This is a genomic window from Pedococcus sp., assembly GCF_036554925.1.
Taxonomy (GTDB): domain Bacteria; phylum Actinomycetota; class Actinomycetes; order Actinomycetales; family Dermatophilaceae; genus Pedococcus_A.
In genome coordinates, this window is the sequence record NZ_DATBMI010000098.1 from 1 (window position 1) to 18,996 (window position 18,996).

Below are 18,996 nucleotides of genomic sequence, written 5' to 3' on the forward strand. Positions count from 1 at the left end.
GGACACGATCAGCAGTGCGATCGCCGACCCGTTCGTCTTGCGGGCGGGCGCGTACGGCGACTGACCGTAGCCGTACGGCTGGGGCTGGCCGTAGCCCTGCTGGCCGTACGCGGGCTGCTGGCCGTACGGGTAGCCCGGGCCCGCGCCGGGGGCGGGGCGCGCCGGCTGCTGCCCCCCGGCATACGGGCTCTGCGGCTGGCCGTAGGGACTCGGTTGCTGCGGCGGCTGGGAGTAGGGGCTCGGGGTCTGGCCGTAGGGCGACGGCTGCTGGGGCGGCTGGCCGTAGGGGCCCTGCGCCGACGCGGCCGGGCCAGAGGAGGGGCCACCCGGGGGCTGGCTGGCGGGGCCGGGGGCCGCCGGCGGCGTGGACGGGAGCTGCTGGGTCTCCCCGGACGGCACCGCCTGGGTGGCGTCGCCGCCGCTCCAGGTCACCTCGCGGGCGCCCTCGCCGCCGCTGGCCGCGGGCGTGTCCGGCTCGCTGCCGGGCTCGGGGGCGGTGCCCTCAGGGCTGCCGTTGTCGTACGACGGCGCCGTGGGGTCGCTGAACTCGCCGGAGCCGCCGCGCTCCCGCTCGTCGCCTGGTGTGTCGCTCATGAGCCCGATCCTCCCGTGCCGCGCGGACTGATGCGGCCAATGTATATCGCGAGGCTGTCCGCCCGGCCCGGCACGCCCGGGTGGCAGGATCGGGCTGTGAGCATGAGAGCGCCGCAGCGCGAGCCCGCGTCCGACCTGCCCGAGCGGGTCATCATCTACGAGGTCGGTCCGCGGGACGGCCTGCAGAACGAGAAGGCGGTCGTGCCGGCCGCGGTCAAGGCCGAGTTCATCCGGCGGCTGGCCGCGGCGGGGCTCGAGACGATCGAGACGACGTCCTTCGTGCCCCCCTCGTGGGTGCCGCAGCTCGCCGACGCCTCCGAGGTGCTCGGGCTGCTGGGAGCGGACGGCCGCGGCGCGGGGCGCCCCGTGCTGGTCCCGAACGAGCGTGGCCTCGACCGTGCCCTCGAGGCCGGTGTCGGCGCCGTCGCGATCTTCGGCAGCGCGACCGAGACCTTCGCCCGCAAGAACCTCAACCGGTCGGTGGCCGAGTCGGTGGAGATGTTCGCCCCGGTGGTGGCGCGGGCGAAGGACGCGGGCCTCTGGGTGCGCGCCTACGTCTCGATGTGCTTCGGCGACCCGTGGGAGGGGGAGGTGCCGGTCGAGCAGGTCGTGGACGTCGCGCAGCGGCTCATGGGCCTCGGGTGCGACCAGCTCAGCCTCGGCGACACGATCGGCGTCGGCACCACCGGCCACGTGAGCCGGCTCCTCGAGCGCTTGGGCTCAGTGGGTCTCGGCGCGGACCAGGTGGGTGTGCACTTCCACGACACCTACGGCCAGGCGCTCGCGAACACCCTGACCGCTCTGCGGCACGGCGTCTCGGTCGTCGACGCGTCCACGGGCGGCCTCGGTGGCTGCCCGTACGCCAAGAGCGCCACGGGGAACCTGGCCACCGAGGACCTCGTCTGGGCCCTCGAGGGGGCCGGCGTGCGGACGGGGGTCGACCTCGAGGCGCTGGTGGAGACGAGTGTGTGGATGGCCGGGCACCTCGGCCGGCCGTCGCCCTCGCGCGTCGTGCGGGCCCTTGCGGGCAGCCCCGCCGAGGTGGCCCTAGGAGGCTGACGCGCCGGTCACCCGGTGGATCGACAGCGTCCGCAGGGTGCCCTCGGCCGTGCCGTGGACGCGACCGCCCTCGACCCGGTCGGGGTAGAAGAGCATCCGCTGGACCGATCCCGTCCCGTCGGAGTAGCCGATCCACACACCCTGCCGGTCGGCGGCGGCCTCGCGCAGCAGGGCCAGCGTCGTGGTCGGGTCGGTGCTCGGCAGGTCCGGACCGGGCCGGGAGGCGCGCTGCGCCCGCTGGTATGCCGCGGTCTCCTCGCCCGCTCGCAGCGCGGCGATGAGGGTGTGCGCCGTCTCGTCGTCGACGGTGTGCACCGCAGGGGCCGATGGCCGGCGCGGGGGCTGAGCCCGGTGGTGCCCGGCGCTGGGCACGAGCAGCCCGCCGTCGGCCGACTCGGCCGCCGGCGCGAAGCCGCTGTCGCGCAGGAAGTCGAGGGCGGTCGAGGCGGCCACCGGGGACACCAGCACCGTGGGCGCGACGCGGCGCAGCTGCAGCGGGGCCAGGGCCCGGTCGGCGAGCATGGCGCCCAGGGTGGCCTCGTCGTCGGAGCGGATGTAGGAGGAGACGGAGCCGACGCGGGTCTGGCCGTGGCGCCGGGCGACGTCACGCACGAGGTAGTCCAGCGGCTGGGGGATGGGGGTGTGGCTGGCGTCGGTCAGGGCGGCCAGGACCTGGTCGACCGACCAGCCCGCGTCGAGGCAGCGCCGCACCGTGTCGGGGGTGAACCGGTAGACGGTCGCGCCGCCGCGCGACTCGACCTCGGCCACGAGCCTCATGAACTGCGCCAACGCGCCCTCGAGGGGGCCGGGCGCGATGGCCGTGAGGTCGGCCTGGAGCAGGACGTGCTCGACCGGCGTCGGCAGGTGCGGGTGCATCGTCGCGCCGAGGGACTCGTCGACGTCGCCGGCGAGGAGGGCGAGGCCGCCGCGCGACAGCGCGCCGCGGCCGGTCACGCCCAGCCACTCGCTCTCCTCGAGCGTGGCGGAGACGACGGCGTCGATGCCCTTCGGCAGCCGCCGGGGCCGGCGCCACCGCAGTGCCGCGATGACAGCATCGGTGGGGAGGGCCACGGCCTCGCCGGCGCGGGCCAGCTCGTCGAGGACGTCCCGGCGCAGCCCACGGGCCGGGGGCCACTGCGCCTCGGGGCCGAGCGCGTTCACGGTGCCCGACCCGCCGGCAGGGGTGCCGCCCACGAGGTGTGCGGCTCGGGTGGAGGCCAGCCAGGACTGTGCGAGGACGGCCCAGCGGCTCGCGCCGGGCCGCTGCTGCCACTCGTCGTAGAACGGGGTCGGCGCCCACACCGGCTCCAGCGAGCCGTCGTCGGCGACCAGCCCCGCCGCCAGGGCCACCTCCGCCACGAACGCGGCGCGGCGCTCCGTCACGTCGAGCACCGAGCTGAGCCGTTTCAGGTCGCGCACCGACAGCCCGCCGGCACGCAGCACCCGCGGGGGCCGCGGCCCCCACTCCGCGGCGAGCTCGTCGACCAGCACGAGCAGGTCGCTGACCTGCTGGCCGGCGCTGGCATCGACCTCGCGTCGGGAGCGCTGCTCCCCGGTCGTCACCGGTGCGGCGAGGGCGAGCTCGCGGTGCACCCGCCCACCCCGCAGCCGCAGCCCGACCTCGCGTGGAAGGCACGCCTGGTCGGCCGTGACGGTCAGCACCAGCCCCTGGGCCAGCAGCCAGCGAGCCCCCTCGGCCACCCTGCCGGCAGACCCCTCCGGGGGCAGGACGGCCAGCGGCGGCCCCCACGCCAGCCGGTCGAGGATGGCGCGAGCGGGAGGTGGCGCCTGCTCGAGCAGCTCGTCGACCCGCTCCGGGTCGGAGAGCGGAGCCGGCGTCGTCCCGCGCAGCTCGGCCGCTGCCGGCCCCAGGCCCGCGACGTGGGGGCCGATGGCCTCGGCGACGGCCCGGGTGACGTGCAGGCCGTCGCCGCTGCGCCACAGGAGGGCGGTCTGCCACAGGTCCTCCAGCAGCGCGGCCGCGGCGCTGCGGCCGCCGACCGAACTGCCCGGGTCGCGCGGGTCGGGGGCGTCGCGCGAGTCGACCGGGTCGCCCCCGTCGCCCCCGTCGCCCCCGTCGACCGGGTCGAGGCCGAGGTGCGAGGCGAGCACTGCCTCGTCGATCGCCCCCGGCTGGAGGGCTGCGGCCTCGAGGACCTGCAGGTGGGCGCGGTCGAGCGAGTCGAGCGCGCGCAGCACGCTGGCGCGGGTGCTGGCCCGCGCCGCCAGCGAGGTCAGGTCCGTGGGAGCGGGCCGCGCGAGGTCCGGGCGCCGCCGCAGCAGCTCGCGCAGCTCGGCGTCCGAGCGGGCGCGCACATCGTCCGCCAGCGACCGGGCGGGGCCGGCGCCGGGGGGTGCTGCGGGAGTGGTCGGCACCCGACCAACGGTAGTGCGCGGCCGCCGGCCGGGCCGACTTCCCGTCTCGTGGCTGATTCCCAGTTGGCTCCCACCTTCCTCACAGGCTTTCGGAGGATGCTGGCGGCGACGAGAGGAGCCGCCATGCCGGACCAGACCCAGCCGATGCCTCCGCACCAGCCCCAACAGCCCGCGGGTGGGCCGCAGGGAGCAGCCCCACCGCCGGAAGGGCAGGGTGGTCCGCCAGCAGGGCCTGGCAGTCCCTCGGCCGCCGGTGGGTATGCCGTGGGGCCAGGGGGTGCGGGCTCGGGCCAGGTCCCACCCGGCGGTGCCGCGGCCCAGCCCGGTCTCTGGAAACAGGCGACGTCGACGACCGGTGGCAAGGTGGCGACCACCATTGCGTTCGTCCTCGCGGGCCTGCTGGTGGTGGGCGTCATGGCCACGAGCATCTTTGCCATCACCCGGCTCGTCGACCGCGGGGACCAGCGCCGGGAGAACATCGCCGAGCTCCGCGAGGGCATGCCCGACGGCATGCCGGGCATGGGCCAGCAACGCAACGGCCAGGGCAACGGCCAGGGCAACGGCCAGGGCAACCGCCGGCTGCGCGGCGACAGCCTGCTGCCCGGCCTGGGGATGCTCGGCACGCTGGGGCAGGTCCAGCACGGCGAGTTCACCGCGACCGGCACTGATGGCAAGCCCGTGGTGCTGCTCGTGCAGCGCGGGGCCGTCACCTCGGCGAGCTCCACCTCTGTCGCGGTCAGGAGCACCGACGGGTTCGCCCAGACGTACGCCATCAACACCTCGACGCGGGTGTCCGGCGGCTCGGCTGCCAACCTCGTGGCCGGCGACGAGGTGGTTGTCGTCGCGCGCAAGGAGGGGCGTGTGGCCCTGCAGGTCGTGCAGGTGCGCGGGGCCCGGTAGCGAGCCGTCACCGGCCAGGGGGGTGGCCGTCTCGGGACGACGGCGCGCCGACGATAGGTTCTGCTGCCATGCAGGAGTACCCGAGCGGCGAACAGTGGGTCATCACCGACGGCGGCCAGCAGGCGACCGTGGTCGAGGTGGGCGGGGGGCTGCGCGACTACCGCGCAGGGGCCGTCGAGGTCCTCGCGGGCTACCCCGCGGAGGAGCAGTGCCGGTCGGGCCGGGGCCAGGTGCTGATGCCGTGGCCCAACCGGATCCGTGACGGCCGGTACTCCTTCGACGGACAGGACTTCCAGCTCCCGCTGACCGAGCCGGTGCGTGGCCATGCCAACCACGGGCTGGCACGGTGGGCACCGTGGGTCCTGGTCGAGCGGACCGAGTCCGAGGTCACGGTCGGCCACCGCCTGCACCCCCAGCCCGGCTGGCCCGGGACGCTCGACCTCACGGCGACCTACACCCTCTCGGACTCGGGCCTGTCCGTCCTGGTGACGGCGACGAACATCGGCGACGCACGGGTGCCGTTCGGCTGCGGCGCGCACCCCTACATCGCCATCGGTGACGCCCCGCTCGCCGAGGTCGTCCTGACCATCCCGGCGAAGGAACAGGTGCTCGTGGATGACCGGCTGATCCCCACCGGTCTGGCCCCAGCGGCCGACGGGGGACGCGACTTCCGGCACCCGCGGGCCCTGGGGGAGGTCACCCTCGACACCGCCTACACGGGGGTCGAGCGCGGGCCCGACGGCCGGTGGGCCGCCGTTGTCTCGGTGCCGGGACGCCCGGACGTCGAGGTGTGGGGCGACGAGGCGTTCGAGTGGCTGCAGGTCTTCACCGGCCAGGCCGAGCCCGCGGGCGAGGGGATCCGCGGGATCGCCGTCGAGCCGATGACGTGCCCGGCCGACGCGTTCAACTCCGGCTCCGGCCTGGTCGTGCTCGAGCCCGGCCAGCAGTGGTCAGGGCAGTGGGGCCTGGCCGTCCGCTGAGCGCGCGAGCGAGCCGGGCACCGGGAGGCCGCTCGCCCCGGACGGCGCGGGCGGGTTGGCCTGGGGCGCCACCGGCTCCAGGCCGTTGACCTCGGTGGTGACCCGCCGCTCGAGGAGGAGGGCGATCCAGACCATCAGGGCGCAGCCACCGACCAGCATCGCGATGTAGGCGCCCGCCAGCTGGTGGTCGAGGAGCAGGCCTGCCACGACCGGGCCGAGGATGGTGCCGGCCTGGAAGGCCCCGGAGCTGACCGCGTTGTAGCGCCCGCGGAGGTGGTCCGGGGCCAGGTCGTTGGTGATCGCCGGGATCGTCGGCTGGAGCATCGTCTCGCCGAGGGCGAACATCGCCATGAACGCGAGGACGGCCGCGCTGGCCGCGAGGGTGCCGGGGGCCAGGCCGCTGAGGCCCAGCACGAGCCAGGACAGGCCCCACAGGGTCGACATGACCATGAAGACGCGGGTGCGCCGACGCCCGGTGATCTGGCCCAGGACGAGGAACTGCAGACCGACGATCACCGCGGTGTTGATGGCGAAGGCGAACCCTATGACCCGCGTCGAGACGTCGGCCACCTGTCGGGCGAACGCGGGCATGCCGGCCTCCATCTGGCCATAGCCCACGAAGGTCGCCACGAAGGTCAGCAGGGTCAGCCACAGCACAGCAGGCTGACGCAGGATCGCGAGGTAGGAGCCCGCTCCGGCGTCGTCGTGCTCGGGCTGCTCCGCGCGGCCGTGGACGTGCCGCAGCGGGCCGAGCAGCAGGGCGATGGGCACGAGCATGGACGCGGCGTCGGCGAGGAAGATCGCGGTGAAGGTGCCCGGCCGGTCGACGTCGACGAGCAGCCCACCGACCACACCGCCGAGGCCGATGCCGAGGTTGACCAGCGCGAAGTTGATGCCGAAGTACTGCTGGCGCACCGGACCCGAGACGACCGAGGCGACCAGGGCGTTGAACGCGGGCCACGAGACACCGAAGTTGAGGCCGATGAACAGGAACGCGACCGCCACCGCCAGGGGTGTCGTCGCGAACGCGAGGATGGTGCACCCCACGGCCTGCGACGCGGTGGCCAGCAGCAGCACGACCCGGGCCCCCACCCGGTCGGTCAGCGCGCCGCCGGGGCCCGTCACGCCGAGGGCGAAGACCGCGATCAGCGACATCAGCAGCCCGGACAGGCCGAGGTCGATGCCCCGGACCTCGTGCAGGTAGATGATCGTGAACGGCAGCGTCAGGCCGCGGCCGAGCGTCTGCACCGCGACGGTCGACAGCAGCCACCGGCCCTCGGTCGGGAGGGCGGCCCAGAACGAACGGAGTCCCCCGGATGCGCTCATGGCCCCCATGGTCCCGCAGGGCACCGACAGCCCGGCAACCGGTTATCCCGCGGGTGCCCGGCCGGTGACCGGTGCGCCGTCGTCCCGCGTGCTGCGCGACGTCCGCCGGCCACGCGGCATACGGCCAAATGGATTTGCCCGCACACGTTAGCCTTGCGGGAGGCGCAGGCGATGCGCCGTCACACACACTTTCGAGCAAGAGGTGGGCAGTGCCTACAGGCAAGGTCAAGTGGTACGACGCGGAGAAGGGCTTCGGGTTCATCTCCGACGACGAGGGCGGTGACGTGTTCCTCCACGCCAACGCCCTGCCCGAGGGTGTCACCACGCTCAAGGGCGGGGTCCGCGTCGACTTCAGTGTGGCCGAGGGTCGCCGGGGTGCCCAGGCGCTGTCGGTGAGGCTCCTCGAGCCGGCCCCGACCGTGTCGGCGGGCAAGCGCGAGCAGAGCCGCAAGAAGCCCGAGGAGCTCGTCCCGGTCGTCGAGGACACCATCAAGCTGCTCGACGACGTCTCCAACTCGCTGCGCCGAGGCCGGCGCCCCGACAAGGCGCACGGCAACAACCTCGCCAAGGTGTTGCGCGGCCTCGCCGACCAGCTGGAGTCCTGATGCCCGCTCCCAAGGAGGACGCCACCCTGCGGGCAGCCGTCGAGCTGGCCCGCGAGGCGGCTGACTCGATCGCCGAGCCGGGCACGGTCGGCGACCACCTGAGCATGGAGATGGTCGACGAGCGGCTCGCGACGCACTACTTCGCCTGCACCGCGAGGGCCTACCCGGGCTGGCGCTGGGCCATCACGGTCGCCCGTGTGCCCCGCGGCAAGGTGGCCACGGTGTGCGAGACCAACCTGGTCCCCGGCGAGGGTGCGCTGTTGTCCCCCGAGTGGCTGCCGTATGCCGAGCGGCTGGCGCCCGGTGACGTCGGCGCCGGCGACGTCCTCCCGTACAAGGAGGAGGACCCGCTCCTGGAGCCGGGGTTCGAGGCGACCGGTGACGAGGACGTTGACCAGGTGGCGCTCTGGGAGCTCGGTCTCGGCCGCAAGCGGGTGCTCTCCGCCGAGGGGCGAGAGGAGGCGGCGCAGCGCTGGTACGACGGCGAGGGCGGTCCGCACAGCGAGGTCGCCGAGAAGGCCCCCGCCCCGTGCGCGTCCTGCGGCTTCTTCTACCCGATGGCGGGTGCACTCCGCTCTTTTTTCGGCGTGTGCGCCAACGCCTGGTCACCCAGCGACGGTCGCGTCGTGAGTCTTGACCACGGCTGCGGCGCACACTCCGAGGTCGACGTGGAGAAGCACGAGCCGGTGCCGTCGGCCCAGCCGCTCGTCGACGAGATCGCCTACGACCTCGTCTGACCCCTAGCGCGGCGCGCGGGCCTCAGCGGCGTTGCCGCGGCCGCGGCGCACGTAGCTGAAACCGAGGAACCCCAGGACGATCCCGGCGACGCAGGCCCACGGCCACCAGTCCCGGCTGCCGGTGTGCAGCGCCGGGACCGCGAGCGTCACGACCAGGGCCACGGCCCAGGCCACGATGCCCCACAGCACGACCCGCGCGGTGCTCACGCTGAGGGGCTGCGGCTCGAGGGCGGGCATCGGGTCCGGGTGTCCCGGCTCGGGTTGGCTCACGGGGCAAGCGTAGTCGCCGGGTCGCGGTGAGCAGGCCGTACCCTTCTGCCCATGTCGAAGACCACCTCCGCCACGAAGGCTGCCGCGCGCGCGGGCGCCCTCGACTCCTTCTTCCAGATCACCCAACGAGGCTCCACCGTCGGCCGCGAGGTCCGCGGTGGCCTGGCGACGTTCTTCACGATGGCCTACATCATCGTCCTGAACCCGCTGATCATCGGGACCCAGGCCGACTCCACCGGGCAGTTCCTCGGTGGCGGTACCGCGCCGAACCTGCACATGGTGGCCGCAGCCACCGCCCTCGTCGCCGGGGTGATGACCCTGCTGATGGGTGTCGTGGCGAACTACCCGCTCGCACTCGCAACGGGCCTGGGGCTCAACGCCTTCGTGACCTTCGGCATCGCCAAGCTGCCGGAGATGACGTGGGCCGACGCGATGGGCCTGGTCGTGATCGAGGGCATCATCATCACGATCCTGGTCCTGACCGGCTTCCGGCAGGCGGTCTTCCGGGCGATCCCGGCCCAGCTCAAGACGGCGATCAGCGTCGGCATCGGCCTGTTCATCACCATCATCGGGCTCGTCGACGCCGGCTTCGTCCGCAAGCCCGCGGGCGGCCCGGTGCCGGTGGAGCTCGGCATCGGCGGGTTCCTCACCGGGTGGCCGCTGCTCGTGTTCGTCGTGGGCCTGCTCTCGATCATCGTGATGATGGTCAAGGGCGTGAAGGGCGCGATCCTCTACGGGATCATCGGGAGCACGGTGCTGGCGGTCATCGTCGAGACCATCGTCAGCATCGGGGGCCAGACCAACGCGAAGGGTGAGGTCGTCAACCCGGCCGGCTGGGGCCTGAACGTCCCGGCGATCCCCGACAGCGTCGCCGCCGTGCCCGACTTCGGGCTCCTCGGGCAGTTCAACCTGCTGGGCTCCTTCTCCAAGATCGGCCTGGTCGCGGCGATGCTGCTCGTCTTCACGCTCCTGCTCGCCGACTTCTTCGACACCATGGGCACGATGGTCGCCATCGGCAAGGAGGGCAACCTCCTCGACAAGAACGGCAACCCGCCCAACGCCGAGAAGATCCTCATCGTCGACTCGGTCGCGGCCATGGCCGGCGGCGCGGCCTCCGTGTCGTCCAACACGTCCTACATCGAGTCGGCCTCGGGTGTCGGCGAGGGTGCCCGCACGGGCCTGGCCTCGGTCGTCACCGGGGTGCTGTTCCTGCTTGCGACGTTCCTCTCCCCGCTGGTCAACATCGTCCCCTACGAGGCGGCCACCCCCGCCCTGGTCATCGTGGGCTTCCTGATGATGCAGCAGGTCAAGGGCATCGACTGGGACGACCTCGAGATTGCCATCCCGGCCTTCCTCACCATCGTGCTCATGCCGTTCACCTACTCCATCACGGTGGGCATCGGCGCCGGCTTCATCGTCTACACGCTCATCAAGGTGGTCCGCGGCAAGACCGCGCAGATCCACCCGGTCCTGTGGGGCGTGTCGGCGCTGTTCGTCGTCTACTTCGCGATCGACCCGCTCCGGGACGCCGTCGGCATCTAGACGAGAGCCACCTGCACGTATGCCGCGCGGCCCGGTCGAGGGCCGCGCGGCATACGCGCGTCTGGGGTCGGAAGGCACAGGGTGAGCGGATGTCGGCTCCGCGAGGAATACTTAGCAGAGGTAATGAGTTCTGCTAAGTATCTGAGGGGAGGATCTGAGCATGACACCAGCAGGACGTCGCGGCACGAGCGCCGCTTTGTCGCCCTCCGCGGTGTCCGCGATCGCCGGCGAGCTGCGCCTGGCCTGCATGCGGATCTCGCGGCGGGTGCGCTTCGAGAGCACCCACGAGGTGCCACCGCACCAGTTCAGCGTGCTCGCACGCCTCGAGGAGGCCCCCCGCACGCCGGGCGAGCTGGCCGACATCGAGCGGGTCAGCCCGCCGAGCATGACCCGCACCGTCGCCGCTCTCGTCGAGCGCGGCCTCGTGGCCCGCACGGCCGACCCGTCGGACGGCCGGCAGGTGATCCTGTCGCTGACGCCGGAGGCGCGCCGGGTGCTCCGGGAGATCCGGCGCCGTCGCGACCAGTGGATGACCGTGCGGGTCAAGAGCCTGACCCCCGAGGAGCAGGAGGTCCTGCGCCAGGCGGCCTCGATCCTGTCGAGGGTGGCGGGCGAGTGAGCCCGACCTTCGCCTCGCTGTCCGTCCGCAACTACCGCATCTACGCCACCGGCGCCTTCATCTCCAACGTCGGCACCTGGATGGGCCGGGTGGCCCAGGACTGGCTGGTGCTGACCGAGCTCACCGACCACTCGTCGGCGGCGCTCGGCATCGTCACCGGCCTGCAGTTCCTGCCGTTCCTGCTGCTGGCGCCCTGGGCCGGGATGATCGCCGACCGGTTCCCCAAGCGCCGCACGCTGCTGGTGACGCAGTCGGCGCTGGCCGTGTCCAGCCTCGTGCTCGGTGCCCTCGTCGTGACGCACACCGCGGAGCTGTGGATGGTCTACGCCATCGCGCTGTTCAGCGGCGTCGCGACCGCCCTGGACAACCCGGCCAGGCAGTCGTTCGTGTCCGAGATGGTGCCGCGAGACCGGCTCGCCAACGCCGTGGCGCTCAACAGCGCCTCGTTCAACGCAGGCCGCCTGATCGGCCCCGGCATCGCCGGCCTGGCCATCGCGGTCTTCAACACCGGTGTGGCCCTGCTGCTGAACACGACGACCTTCGTCGCGGTGCTCGTCGCCCTGGTCCTGCTCCGCACCAGCGAGCTGCGGCCGGCCCCGGTCTCGCGCGGCAGGGGCGCCGTCAAGGACGGCCTGCGCTACGTGCGCGGTCGCCCCGACCTCGTCCTCGTGATGGCGCTGGTGTTCGTGCTGGGCACGTTCGGGATGAACTTCCAGATCACCACCGCCCTGATGGCGACCCAGGAGTTCGGCAAGGGCCCGACGGAGTTCGGCCTGCTCGGCTCGATCATGGCCATCGGGTCGCTGGCCGCAGCCCTGCTCTCGGCGCGTCGGGCGCGGCCGCGGCTGCGCCACCTCCTGACGGCGCTGGTCGGTTTCGTTGCGGCGACCGGGCTGGCCGCTGCGGCACCGACGTACACCCTCTTCGCCCTCGCGCTCGTGCCCGTCGGCCTCTCGGCCCTGACCGCGCTGACGACGGCCAACGCCATGGTCCAGCTGCGGGTGGAGCCGTACATGCGTGGCCGGGTCATGGCGCTCTACATGGCGATCTTCCTGGGCGGCACCCCCGTCGGGGCGCCCATCATCGGGTGGGTCGGCGACGTCCTGGGGGCCCGCTGGACCATCGCGATCGGAACGGTCGCCGTGGCGGTCGCGCTGACCGGTGTGTCGGTCTGGCTCGGCCGGCACGAGAATGTGCGGGTGAGCTTTGAGTCGCAGCGACGTCCCCGGTTCCGGGTCACCACCGTGCCGGTGTCCGAGGCCGTCCCCGAGGCGGCCCGGTGACCCCGGCCTTCCGGCGCCGCGTCACGATCGCCGTCCTCGTCATCGTGGTCGCGGCAGCCGTGGTCGCCAGCCTGCTCGGCTGAGTCCTGCCGCGCGCCCCGCGGGCGTGCCACCGCTGCTCCAGCCGTCCACCGCCCGGGGACACGCGACGAGGGGGCGGCTGCGGGGGGTTCGCGGCCGCCCCCTCGCGTGGGGGCACACAGGAGGTCAGAGGCAGACGTCGCCCACCTTCACGACACCGAGGACCAGACAGGTGGGCGTCGGGGTCGGCGTCGGGGTGGGCCTGGCCGGCGTGGTCGGAGCAGGCGTCGAGCCGGTGAGCGGCTTCGTGACCGACTCGACGGTGTCGGTGACGGTGCCCGTCAGGTCGTCGACCACGCCACCAGGGGTCGGGTCGGGCTCGGGCGTGGGCTGGCCGCCGTCGTTGCCCGAGCCGCTGCCGGCGCCCGACCCGCTCCCCGCACCGCTGCCCGATCCGGCAGGCCCGCTCCCGGACGAGCCGGAGCGGCCCGAGGACGCAGCCGAGCCGGGCTGGGAGCCGGAGGCGGCTGGGCTGGGGGCGGCCGAGGCCGCCTGCTCCTCGCCCGAGGGCAGGTAGGGCGCCCCCCGGAGCTGGCCCGGGGTGAGCGCCACCGAGGGCATGACCGTGACGCCGCGGCGGTAGGAGTCCGCGGTCGAGACGACCTGCTGGACGTACGCCTCGCTCTGGTTGTACCGGAGCACGGCCGAGCGCAGGTCGGAGGGCTGGCTGAGGTCGCCCGGGCCCGAGCAGAGGTAGACGGCCGTGGCCGTGGCCGCGTCGGTGATGTTCTGCGGGTCCTTGGCGCCGTTGCCGTCTCCGTCGACACCGACGACCGCCCAGGTCGTGGGGATGAACTGCATCGGGCCGACCGCGCGGTCCCACTGCGCGTCGCGGTCGAGGGCGCCGCCGTCGGAGTCGGGGATCGTGGCGGTGTCGTTGCGGCCGTTGAGCGGGAGGCCGTAGATGCCCGGCCGCACCGTGCCGGAGTCGTCGATGCCGTTGCCGGCGTACCGACCGTGGTTGCTCTCGACCTTGCCGATCGCGGCGACCAGGGCCCAGTCGACGTTGCAGGCGGGGTCGGCGGCGTCGACGAGGGCTGCCGCGTGCCGGTAGGCCTCGAGCGCCCGGACCGGGATGCCGCTGGCGGGGTCCTGCGACGAGCCGGCCGAGGAGAACGCCGCCGGCAGGGCCTCGGAGATCTCGGAGGGCACCGGCGGCAGCGCGGGCAGCACGGGGGCGCCGTCGCGGCGCAGTGCCGTGGCCGGGACGCTGACCTGGGGGTGTGACTCGGCGACGGGGACGCGAGGGGCCTCGCCGCTCCCGGTCGACGCGAGTGCGGCGCCTCCGCCGATGAGGGCCACGGCGGGCAGGGCGGCACCCACCCTGCGGATCAGCTGTCGGGTGTCACGCGGCATGTGCGCTGGTTCTCCTCGTCCTGTGTGGACCCCACCCCCGGGGTGTCGTACCGGGGTCAACGAGTCGCGGGCGCGGAGGTTACGCGACGAGGCCGGGCGCCGCCACTGATGGCGGGCCCGGCCCCTGCGATCGGCCGGCTGGGCCGGCCGGTGGTCAGTGCTGGCCGACGATGTGCTCCACGCACGCGATCAGGGCCGAGACGTCGTCCGGCTCGACGGCGGGGAAGGTCGCCACGCGCAGCTGGTTGCGGCCCAGCTTGCGGTAGGGCTCGACGTCCACCACGCCGTTGGCCCGCAGCACCTTGGCGATGGACGAGGCGTCCACGTCGTCGGCGAAGTCGATCGTCGCGACCACCTGCGAGCGGTGGGCCGGGTCGGCGACGTACGGCGTCGTGTACGTCGTGCGCTCGGCCCACTCGTAGAGCCGGCCGGAGGAGTCTGCGGTCCGCTTCACGGCCCAGTCCAGCCCGCCCTGGCCGTTCAGCCACTCCAGCTGGGCCTTCAGCAGCGCGAGGGTGCCCACGGCAGGGGTGTTGTAGGTCTGGTTCTTGCGGGAGTTGTCGATGGCCGTGGGCAGCGAGAAGAAGTCCGGGACCCAGCGCCCGGTCGCGGCGATCTCCTCGACCCGGGCGAGTGCTGCGGGCGAGAAGGCCGCCAGCCACAGGCCGCCGTCCGCGGCGAAGCACTTCTGCGGGCCGAAGTAGTAGACGTCGGCCTCGGCCACGTCGACCGGCAGCCCGCCCGCGCCGGAGGTGGCGTCGATGAGCACGAGCGCGCCCTCGTCGGCGCCGGCCACACGCCTGACGGGTGCCATGACGCCGGTGGACGTCTCGTTGTGCGGCCACGCGTAGACGTCCACCCCGGCCTCGGCGCGCGGGTCCGCCAGCGACCCGGGGTCGGCCTTGATGATGGTGGACTCACCGAGGAACGGGGCGTTGTTCGTGACCGTGGCGAACTTGGACGAGAACTCGCCGAACGCCAGGTGCTGGGCGCGCTCGCGGACCAGGCCGAAGGCGGCGATGTCCCAGAACGCGGTCGACCCGCCGTTGCCGAGCACGACCTCGTAGCCGTCGGGGAGGCTGAAGAGCTCGCTGATCCCCTCGCGGACCGCGCCGACGAGGTTCTTCACCGGGGCCTGGCGGTGCGAGGTGCCCAGCACCGTCGTGCCGATCGAGGCGAGGTAGTCGACCTGCGCTGTGCGCACCTTGGACGGTCCCGAGCCGAAACGGCCGTCCTTGGGGAGCAGGTCGGCGGGAAGGGTCAGCGGGGCGCTCTCGGTCACGTCAAGTCACCTTCGGGGTCGGTGGCCGCGGTCTGCGGGTGGTCTGGCGACGCGTTGTCGTGCCACCAGTCTGGCATCGCCGTCCGCCCTGTGGGACGTGAGGTCCACCACCCGGACGCCCCCGCGACTTACCTGCAGCAACCTCTGCTAGCAGATGTTGCTGCCGCAGACCCACGTTGCTGCATACCCCCGCGGCAGCATCCTCTGCTGAGTCGCGCCGCAGCCGACCCGTTGAGGTCAGGCTCCGAGACGGCGGCGGGCCCGCGCGATGGCCGCGTCGAGCCGGGACCGAACCACGTGGGCGTCATCGGCCTCGGCCCAGACGAAGCGCGCCACTTCGCGGTCGGTGCCGCGCAACCGGTCCTCACGCCACTTCTCCAGCGCGAGGGCCTGGCGCAGCTGTTCCGGACTCGGGTTGACCAGCCCGCCGGAGTACTTCGCGAGGCCGTCGAACTCCACGATGACCGGGTCGTCGTCGAGCACGAAGTCGACCCGCCAGCGTCGACCTCCGGCAGTGACCTTGACCTGCGGCGTGAACTGGTAGCCCAGGACACGCATGGTGTGCGCCAACCGGGTCTCCCCGACCGACTCATGGCGGCCATCCGCATGCGCGAGAAGGGATCGAACCCCGTGTATGCCGGGGTGCCGGCTGTGCGCCTTGACCGCAGCCTCGAGCTCCTCCTTGGTGACCACGCCGTCGTGGAGCGCTGCGTCGGCCGCCACCAGGCTCTCGAAGGGAAATGGAGGAAGGCCGTCTCGTGGGGCTTGGAGTCCGACCTGGACCACCGCCATTGCGACCGGCACGGTGCGGAAGCCCTCAGCGGTCTCCACCGGATCGGCGCCGCACTCTGGGTGCAGCACGGCCGCCTTCCGCCTTCGACTGTGGTCGTCGTCGTTGCGGCAGACGTGGGCCGTCTCAAGGTCCGACTTCCACAGCCGGACGCCGTGCAGCACCAGCGCGGATTGGTGGCTTGCCACCACGCGGCCCTCGAATGAGCGCAACAGGGCAATGGTCAGGAGGCGGTGAGCTGCCCGGGCGGTCTCCCAGTCGTCCTCGCCCTCCCATGGCGGTCGGTCGGCATCGGGTGCGCCCACGGCATACCAGCCTCGGATGAGGCGCCGGATCTCGCCCCGCTTGACCATGCGCCTCAGGTCGGCAGGACCGAGCCCCAGCGTGGTGGCGTCGCGGGTCGAGACGACGTTGTGGCGGGCAAGGGCGTACAGCTCCATCCCGGCAGGGTGCCGGATCGTGCGGGGTCGGCGCTGAGGCCCTGTGGACAAGTCAGGTGGAGCAGGTCGTCGCGGGCGCCCGACTCAGCAGAGTTCGCTGCCCTGGGGGTATGCAGCAACGTGGGTGGTCGGCAGCAACCTCTGTTAGCAGAGGTTGCTGCTTGAGACGGGGGCCGCCGCGGCGGGCGGGTCAGCCGCGCCACCCCGCGACGGACTCGACCGAGCGGGGGCCGGGACCGACGTAGCGCGAGCTGGGCCGGATGAGCCGACCCGTCTTCTTCTGCTCGAGGATGTGGGCCGACCAGCCCGCGCTCCGGGCACAGGTGAACATCGGCGTGAACATCGACGCCGGCACCTCGGCGAAGTCGAGCAGCACCGCGGCCCAGAACTCCACGTTGGTCGCCAGCACCCGGTCGGGGCGGCGGGCGTGGAGCTCGTCGAGCGCGGCCTTCTCCAGGGCGGCAGCGACCTCGAACCGCGGGGCTCCCAGCCGCTCGCAGGCAGCGCGCAGCACCCTGGCGCGGGGGTCCTCGGCACGGTAGACGCGGTGCCCGAAGCCCATCAGGCGCTCGCCCTTGTCGAGGACGTCCTTGACGTAGGCCACGGCGTCCCCCGTCTGCTCGACGCCCTCGATCATGTGCAGCACCCGGGACGGGGCACCGCCGTGGAGCGGACCGCTCATTGCGCCCACCGCCCCGGAGAGGCAGGCGGCGACGTCGGCGCCGGTCGAGGCGATGACGCGGGCGGTGAAGGTCGAGGCGTTCATGCCGTGCTCGGCCGCGGACACCCAGTACGCGTCGACGGCCTCGACATGGCGCGGGTCGGGCTCGCCACGCCAGCGGATCATGAAGCGCTCCACGATGGTGCGGCCCTTGTCGACCTCGCGCTGGGGGATCATCGGCCGTCCCTGGCCGCGTGCCGACTGCGCGACGAACGACAGCGCGGTCACCGACGCGCGGGCGAGGTTGTCACGGGCCTGCTCGGCGTCGATGTCGAGGAGCGGGCGGAAGCCCCACAGCGGCGCCAGCGTGGCCAGCGCCGCCTGGACGTCGACTCGCACGTCGCCGGTGTGGATGGGCAGCGGGAACGGCTCGGCCGGCGGCAGCCCCGGGTCGAACTCGTTGTCGACCAGCAGGCCCCAGACCTGGCCGAAGGAGACCCGACCGACGAGGTCGTTGATGTCGACGCCGCGGTAGCGCAGCGCGCCGCCCTCCTTGTCCGGCTCCGCGATCTCGGACTCGAAGGCGATGACTCCCTCGAGCCCCGGCTTGAAGACAGTGTCGGACATCGGAATCCCATCTGTTGCGCGGCATCGTTGTCGGGCACGGCCATTCTGCACTGTCGGCCGCGTGCGCGACCATGGCTCCCATGCACACTCCCGCAGACACCTCCGTGGTGCGCACCGACGCAGACCTCGACGGCCTGCTGCTCACCGGCAGCCTCGAGGGCGGCCGCGCCGAGAACGCGCGGTTCCTCGAGTGCCGCCTCGACGGCTGCGACCTGAGCGGGCTGCGCGCGCCGAGGGCGCGGCTCACCGACACGGGGGTGTATGCCGCGCACGGCGCGGGCGTGGACCTCACCGACACGGAGTGGATGGACTGCACCGTGGCGGGTGCCCGGCTCGGGGCGGTCGACCTCTACGGCGCCGAGCTGCGGCGGGTGCGGTTCGAGGGCGGCAAGATCGACTACCTCAACCTGCGCGGGGCCCGGCTGCGCGACGTCCACTTCGCCGACTGCGTGCTCACCGAGCCCGACCTCGGGGCTGCTGAGCTCGTCGACGTGACCTTCGACGGCTGCCGCCTCATCGCCCCCGACTTCAGCCAGGCACGGCTGAAGAACGTCGACCTCAGCGGGGCCGAGCTGGTCGCGCCCCGGGGGCTCGCCAGCCTGGCGGGCGCGACCATCTCGCGCCTCCAGCTGATCGACCTCGCTCCCGCGTTCGCCGACCAGCTCGGCATCTCCGTCGTCGAGTGACGGGCACTCGTTGCCTGGGTTCAGGACCTGCCCTTGGCGTTCCGCTTGTCACGCACGGAGAGGGTGGGCTTGCCCTCGTCCCTGATCTCGAAGAGGTCGGTCGCCTCGAGCAGCTTGATGAGCTTGGCGTAGCCGTAGTTGCGTGAGTCGAAGGACGACTGGTTCGCGATGTGGTTGCCCACCGCACTGACCCGCGCCCAGCCGGAGTCGTCGGCCTCACCCTGGACCGCGCGGCGCAGCAGGGCCACGAGCCTGGCGTCCTGCTTCAGCTGCGCGGTCGGGACGCGCAGCCGCGCGCGGGAGGGTGCGCCACTGGCGGCCCGTGGCGACGGGTTCGCCGCGTCGTCCTCCTCCTGCTCCTCCTCGGCCTGCAGCCGGTCGAGGACGAGGAACTTCGAGCAGGCACTCTTGAACGGTTCAGGCGTCTTCTCCTCGCCGAAGCCGTACACGGCCGCTCCCTTCTCGCGCAGGTGCATCACCAGCGGCGTGAAGTCGGCGTCGGAGGAGACGATCCCGAAGGCGTCGGGCCGGTCGGTGTAGAGCAGCGCCATCGCGTCGACGACCATCGCCATGTCGCTCGCGTTCTTGCCACGGGAGTAGTCGTACTGCTGCATGGGCCGGATCGCGTTCTCGTGCAGCACCGCGGCCCAGCTCTTCAGGCCCGGCTTGGTCCAGTTGCCGTACGCGCGGCGGATGCTCGTCTCGCCGAGGCCGGACAGCTCGCTGAGGATGAGCTCGATTTTGTCGGCCGACGAGTTGTCGGCGTCGATGAGCAGGGCGAT

Annotated in this window: 17 protein-coding genes and 1 pseudogene; 9 read left to right on the plus strand and 9 right to left on the minus strand. The window is 73.0% G+C overall.

The genetic code is table 11. From position 1 onward, the window contains the following. Positions 1-594 (minus strand): annotated as a pseudogene (locus VIB11_RS08200) (hypothetical protein); the annotation flags it as partial. A 102-nt stretch (positions 595-696) separates the two neighbouring features. Between VIB11_RS08200 and VIB11_RS08205 the strand changes: the two are divergent. Beyond that, positions 697-1,653 (plus strand): hydroxymethylglutaryl-CoA lyase, encoded by a 957-nt coding sequence (locus tag VIB11_RS08205; RefSeq protein ID WP_332030148.1) that lies wholly within the window; start codon positions 697-699, stop codon positions 1,651-1,653. Here the strand turns inward: VIB11_RS08205 and VIB11_RS17805 are convergent. Continuing rightward, positions 1,642-4,029: a helicase-associated domain-containing protein gene (locus VIB11_RS17805; RefSeq protein WP_332030150.1), complete on the minus strand. Its 2,388-nt coding sequence runs from the start codon at positions 4,027-4,029 to the stop codon at positions 1,642-1,644. The genes VIB11_RS08205 and VIB11_RS17805 overlap by 12 nt on opposite strands. 363 nt (positions 4,030-4,392) lie before the next feature. Between VIB11_RS17805 and VIB11_RS08215 the strand changes: the two genes are divergently transcribed. Then, positions 4,393-4,929 (plus strand): hypothetical protein, encoded by a 537-nt coding sequence (locus VIB11_RS08215; RefSeq protein ID WP_332030151.1) that lies wholly within the window; start codon positions 4,393-4,395, stop codon positions 4,927-4,929. Positions 4,930-4,997: 68 nt separating this feature from the next. Further along, complete coding sequence (locus VIB11_RS08220; RefSeq protein WP_332030153.1) at positions 4,998-5,909, plus strand: aldose 1-epimerase family protein; 912 nt, start codon at positions 4,998-5,000, stop codon at positions 5,907-5,909. Here VIB11_RS08220 and VIB11_RS08225 read toward each other — a convergent pair. Beyond that, positions 5,880-7,235 carry an MFS transporter gene (locus VIB11_RS08225; protein ID WP_332030155.1) on the minus strand — a complete coding sequence of 452 codons (1,356 nt, stop codon included), beginning with the start codon at positions 7,233-7,235 and terminating at the stop codon, positions 5,880-5,882. The two genes, VIB11_RS08220 and VIB11_RS08225, sit on opposite strands and share 30 nt — an antisense overlap. Before the next feature lie 209 nt (positions 7,236-7,444). Between VIB11_RS08225 and VIB11_RS08230 the strand changes: the two genes are divergently transcribed. Continuing rightward, the gene (locus tag VIB11_RS08230; RefSeq protein ID WP_332030157.1) at positions 7,445-7,840 is read left to right on the plus strand and encodes a cold-shock protein; all 396 of its coding nucleotides are present in this window, start codon (positions 7,445-7,447) and stop codon (positions 7,838-7,840) included. Continuing rightward, a complete protein-coding gene (locus tag VIB11_RS08235) occupies positions 7,840-8,577 on the plus strand; it encodes a DUF3027 domain-containing protein (protein ID WP_332030159.1) in 738 nt (245 codons plus the stop codon). Before VIB11_RS08230 ends, VIB11_RS08235 begins: the two co-directional genes overlap by 1 nt. A gap of 3 nt (positions 8,578-8,580) precedes the next feature. On the opposite strand, the gene VIB11_RS08240 is transcribed toward VIB11_RS08235, so the two are convergent. Next, entirely contained in the window at positions 8,581-8,847 is a 267-nt protein-coding gene (locus VIB11_RS08240; RefSeq protein WP_332030160.1) for a DUF2530 domain-containing protein, read from the minus strand. A gap of 51 nt (positions 8,848-8,898) precedes the next feature. Here VIB11_RS08240 and VIB11_RS08245 point away from each other — a divergent pair, with 51 nt between their 5' ends. The 3 genes from VIB11_RS08245 (at position 8,899) to VIB11_RS08255 (ending at position 12,291) form a co-directional block, all read left to right on the plus strand. Next, positions 8,899-10,389, plus strand: a complete 1,491-nt coding sequence (locus VIB11_RS08245; protein WP_332030162.1) for an NCS2 family permease — start codon at positions 8,899-8,901, stop codon at positions 10,387-10,389. Positions 10,390-10,549: 160 nt separating this feature from the next. Beyond that, positions 10,550-11,008: a MarR family transcriptional regulator gene (locus tag VIB11_RS08250; RefSeq protein ID WP_332030164.1), complete on the plus strand. Its 459-nt coding sequence runs from the start codon at positions 10,550-10,552 to the stop codon at positions 11,006-11,008. Next, on the plus strand, positions 11,005-12,291 hold the full coding sequence (locus VIB11_RS08255; RefSeq protein ID WP_332030166.1) for an MFS transporter: 1,287 nt from the start codon (positions 11,005-11,007) through the stop codon (positions 12,289-12,291). The genes VIB11_RS08250 and VIB11_RS08255 overlap by 4 nt, the downstream gene beginning before the upstream one ends. A gap of 207 nt (positions 12,292-12,498) precedes the next feature. Here VIB11_RS08255 and VIB11_RS08260 read toward each other — a convergent pair whose 3' ends face one another. The 4 genes from VIB11_RS08260 to VIB11_RS08275 form a co-directional block, all read right to left on the minus strand. Further along, on the minus strand, positions 12,499-13,728 hold the full coding sequence (locus VIB11_RS08260; protein WP_332030168.1) for a lytic transglycosylase domain-containing protein: 1,230 nt from the start codon (positions 13,726-13,728) through the stop codon (positions 12,499-12,501). 154 nt (positions 13,729-13,882) lie between these two features. Next, on the minus strand, positions 13,883-15,010 hold the full coding sequence (serC, locus tag VIB11_RS08265) for a phosphoserine transaminase (RefSeq protein WP_332030170.1): 1,128 nt from the start codon (positions 15,008-15,010) through the stop codon (positions 13,883-13,885). A gap of 237 nt (positions 15,011-15,247) precedes the next feature. Further along, the gene (locus tag VIB11_RS08270) at positions 15,248-16,240 is read right to left on the minus strand and encodes a type IV toxin-antitoxin system AbiEi family antitoxin domain-containing protein (RefSeq protein ID WP_332030172.1); all 993 of its coding nucleotides are present in this window, start codon (positions 16,238-16,240) and stop codon (positions 15,248-15,250) included. Between the two features lie 190 nt (positions 16,241-16,430). After that, on the minus strand, positions 16,431-17,528 hold the full coding sequence (locus VIB11_RS08275; protein ID WP_332030174.1) for a citrate synthase 2: 1,098 nt from the start codon (positions 17,526-17,528) through the stop codon (positions 16,431-16,433). Between the two features lie 80 nt (positions 17,529-17,608). On the opposite strand from VIB11_RS08275, the gene VIB11_RS08280 reads away from it, so the two are divergent. Further along, positions 17,609-18,214: a pentapeptide repeat-containing protein gene (locus VIB11_RS08280; protein WP_332030176.1), complete on the plus strand. Its 606-nt coding sequence runs from the start codon at positions 17,609-17,611 to the stop codon at positions 18,212-18,214. Positions 18,215-18,234: 20 nt separating this feature from the next. On the opposite strand, the gene VIB11_RS08285 is transcribed toward VIB11_RS08280, so the two are convergent. After that, on the minus strand, positions 18,235-18,996 hold a 762-nt coding region (locus VIB11_RS08285; RefSeq protein WP_332030177.1), incomplete at its 5' end, for an NYN domain-containing protein.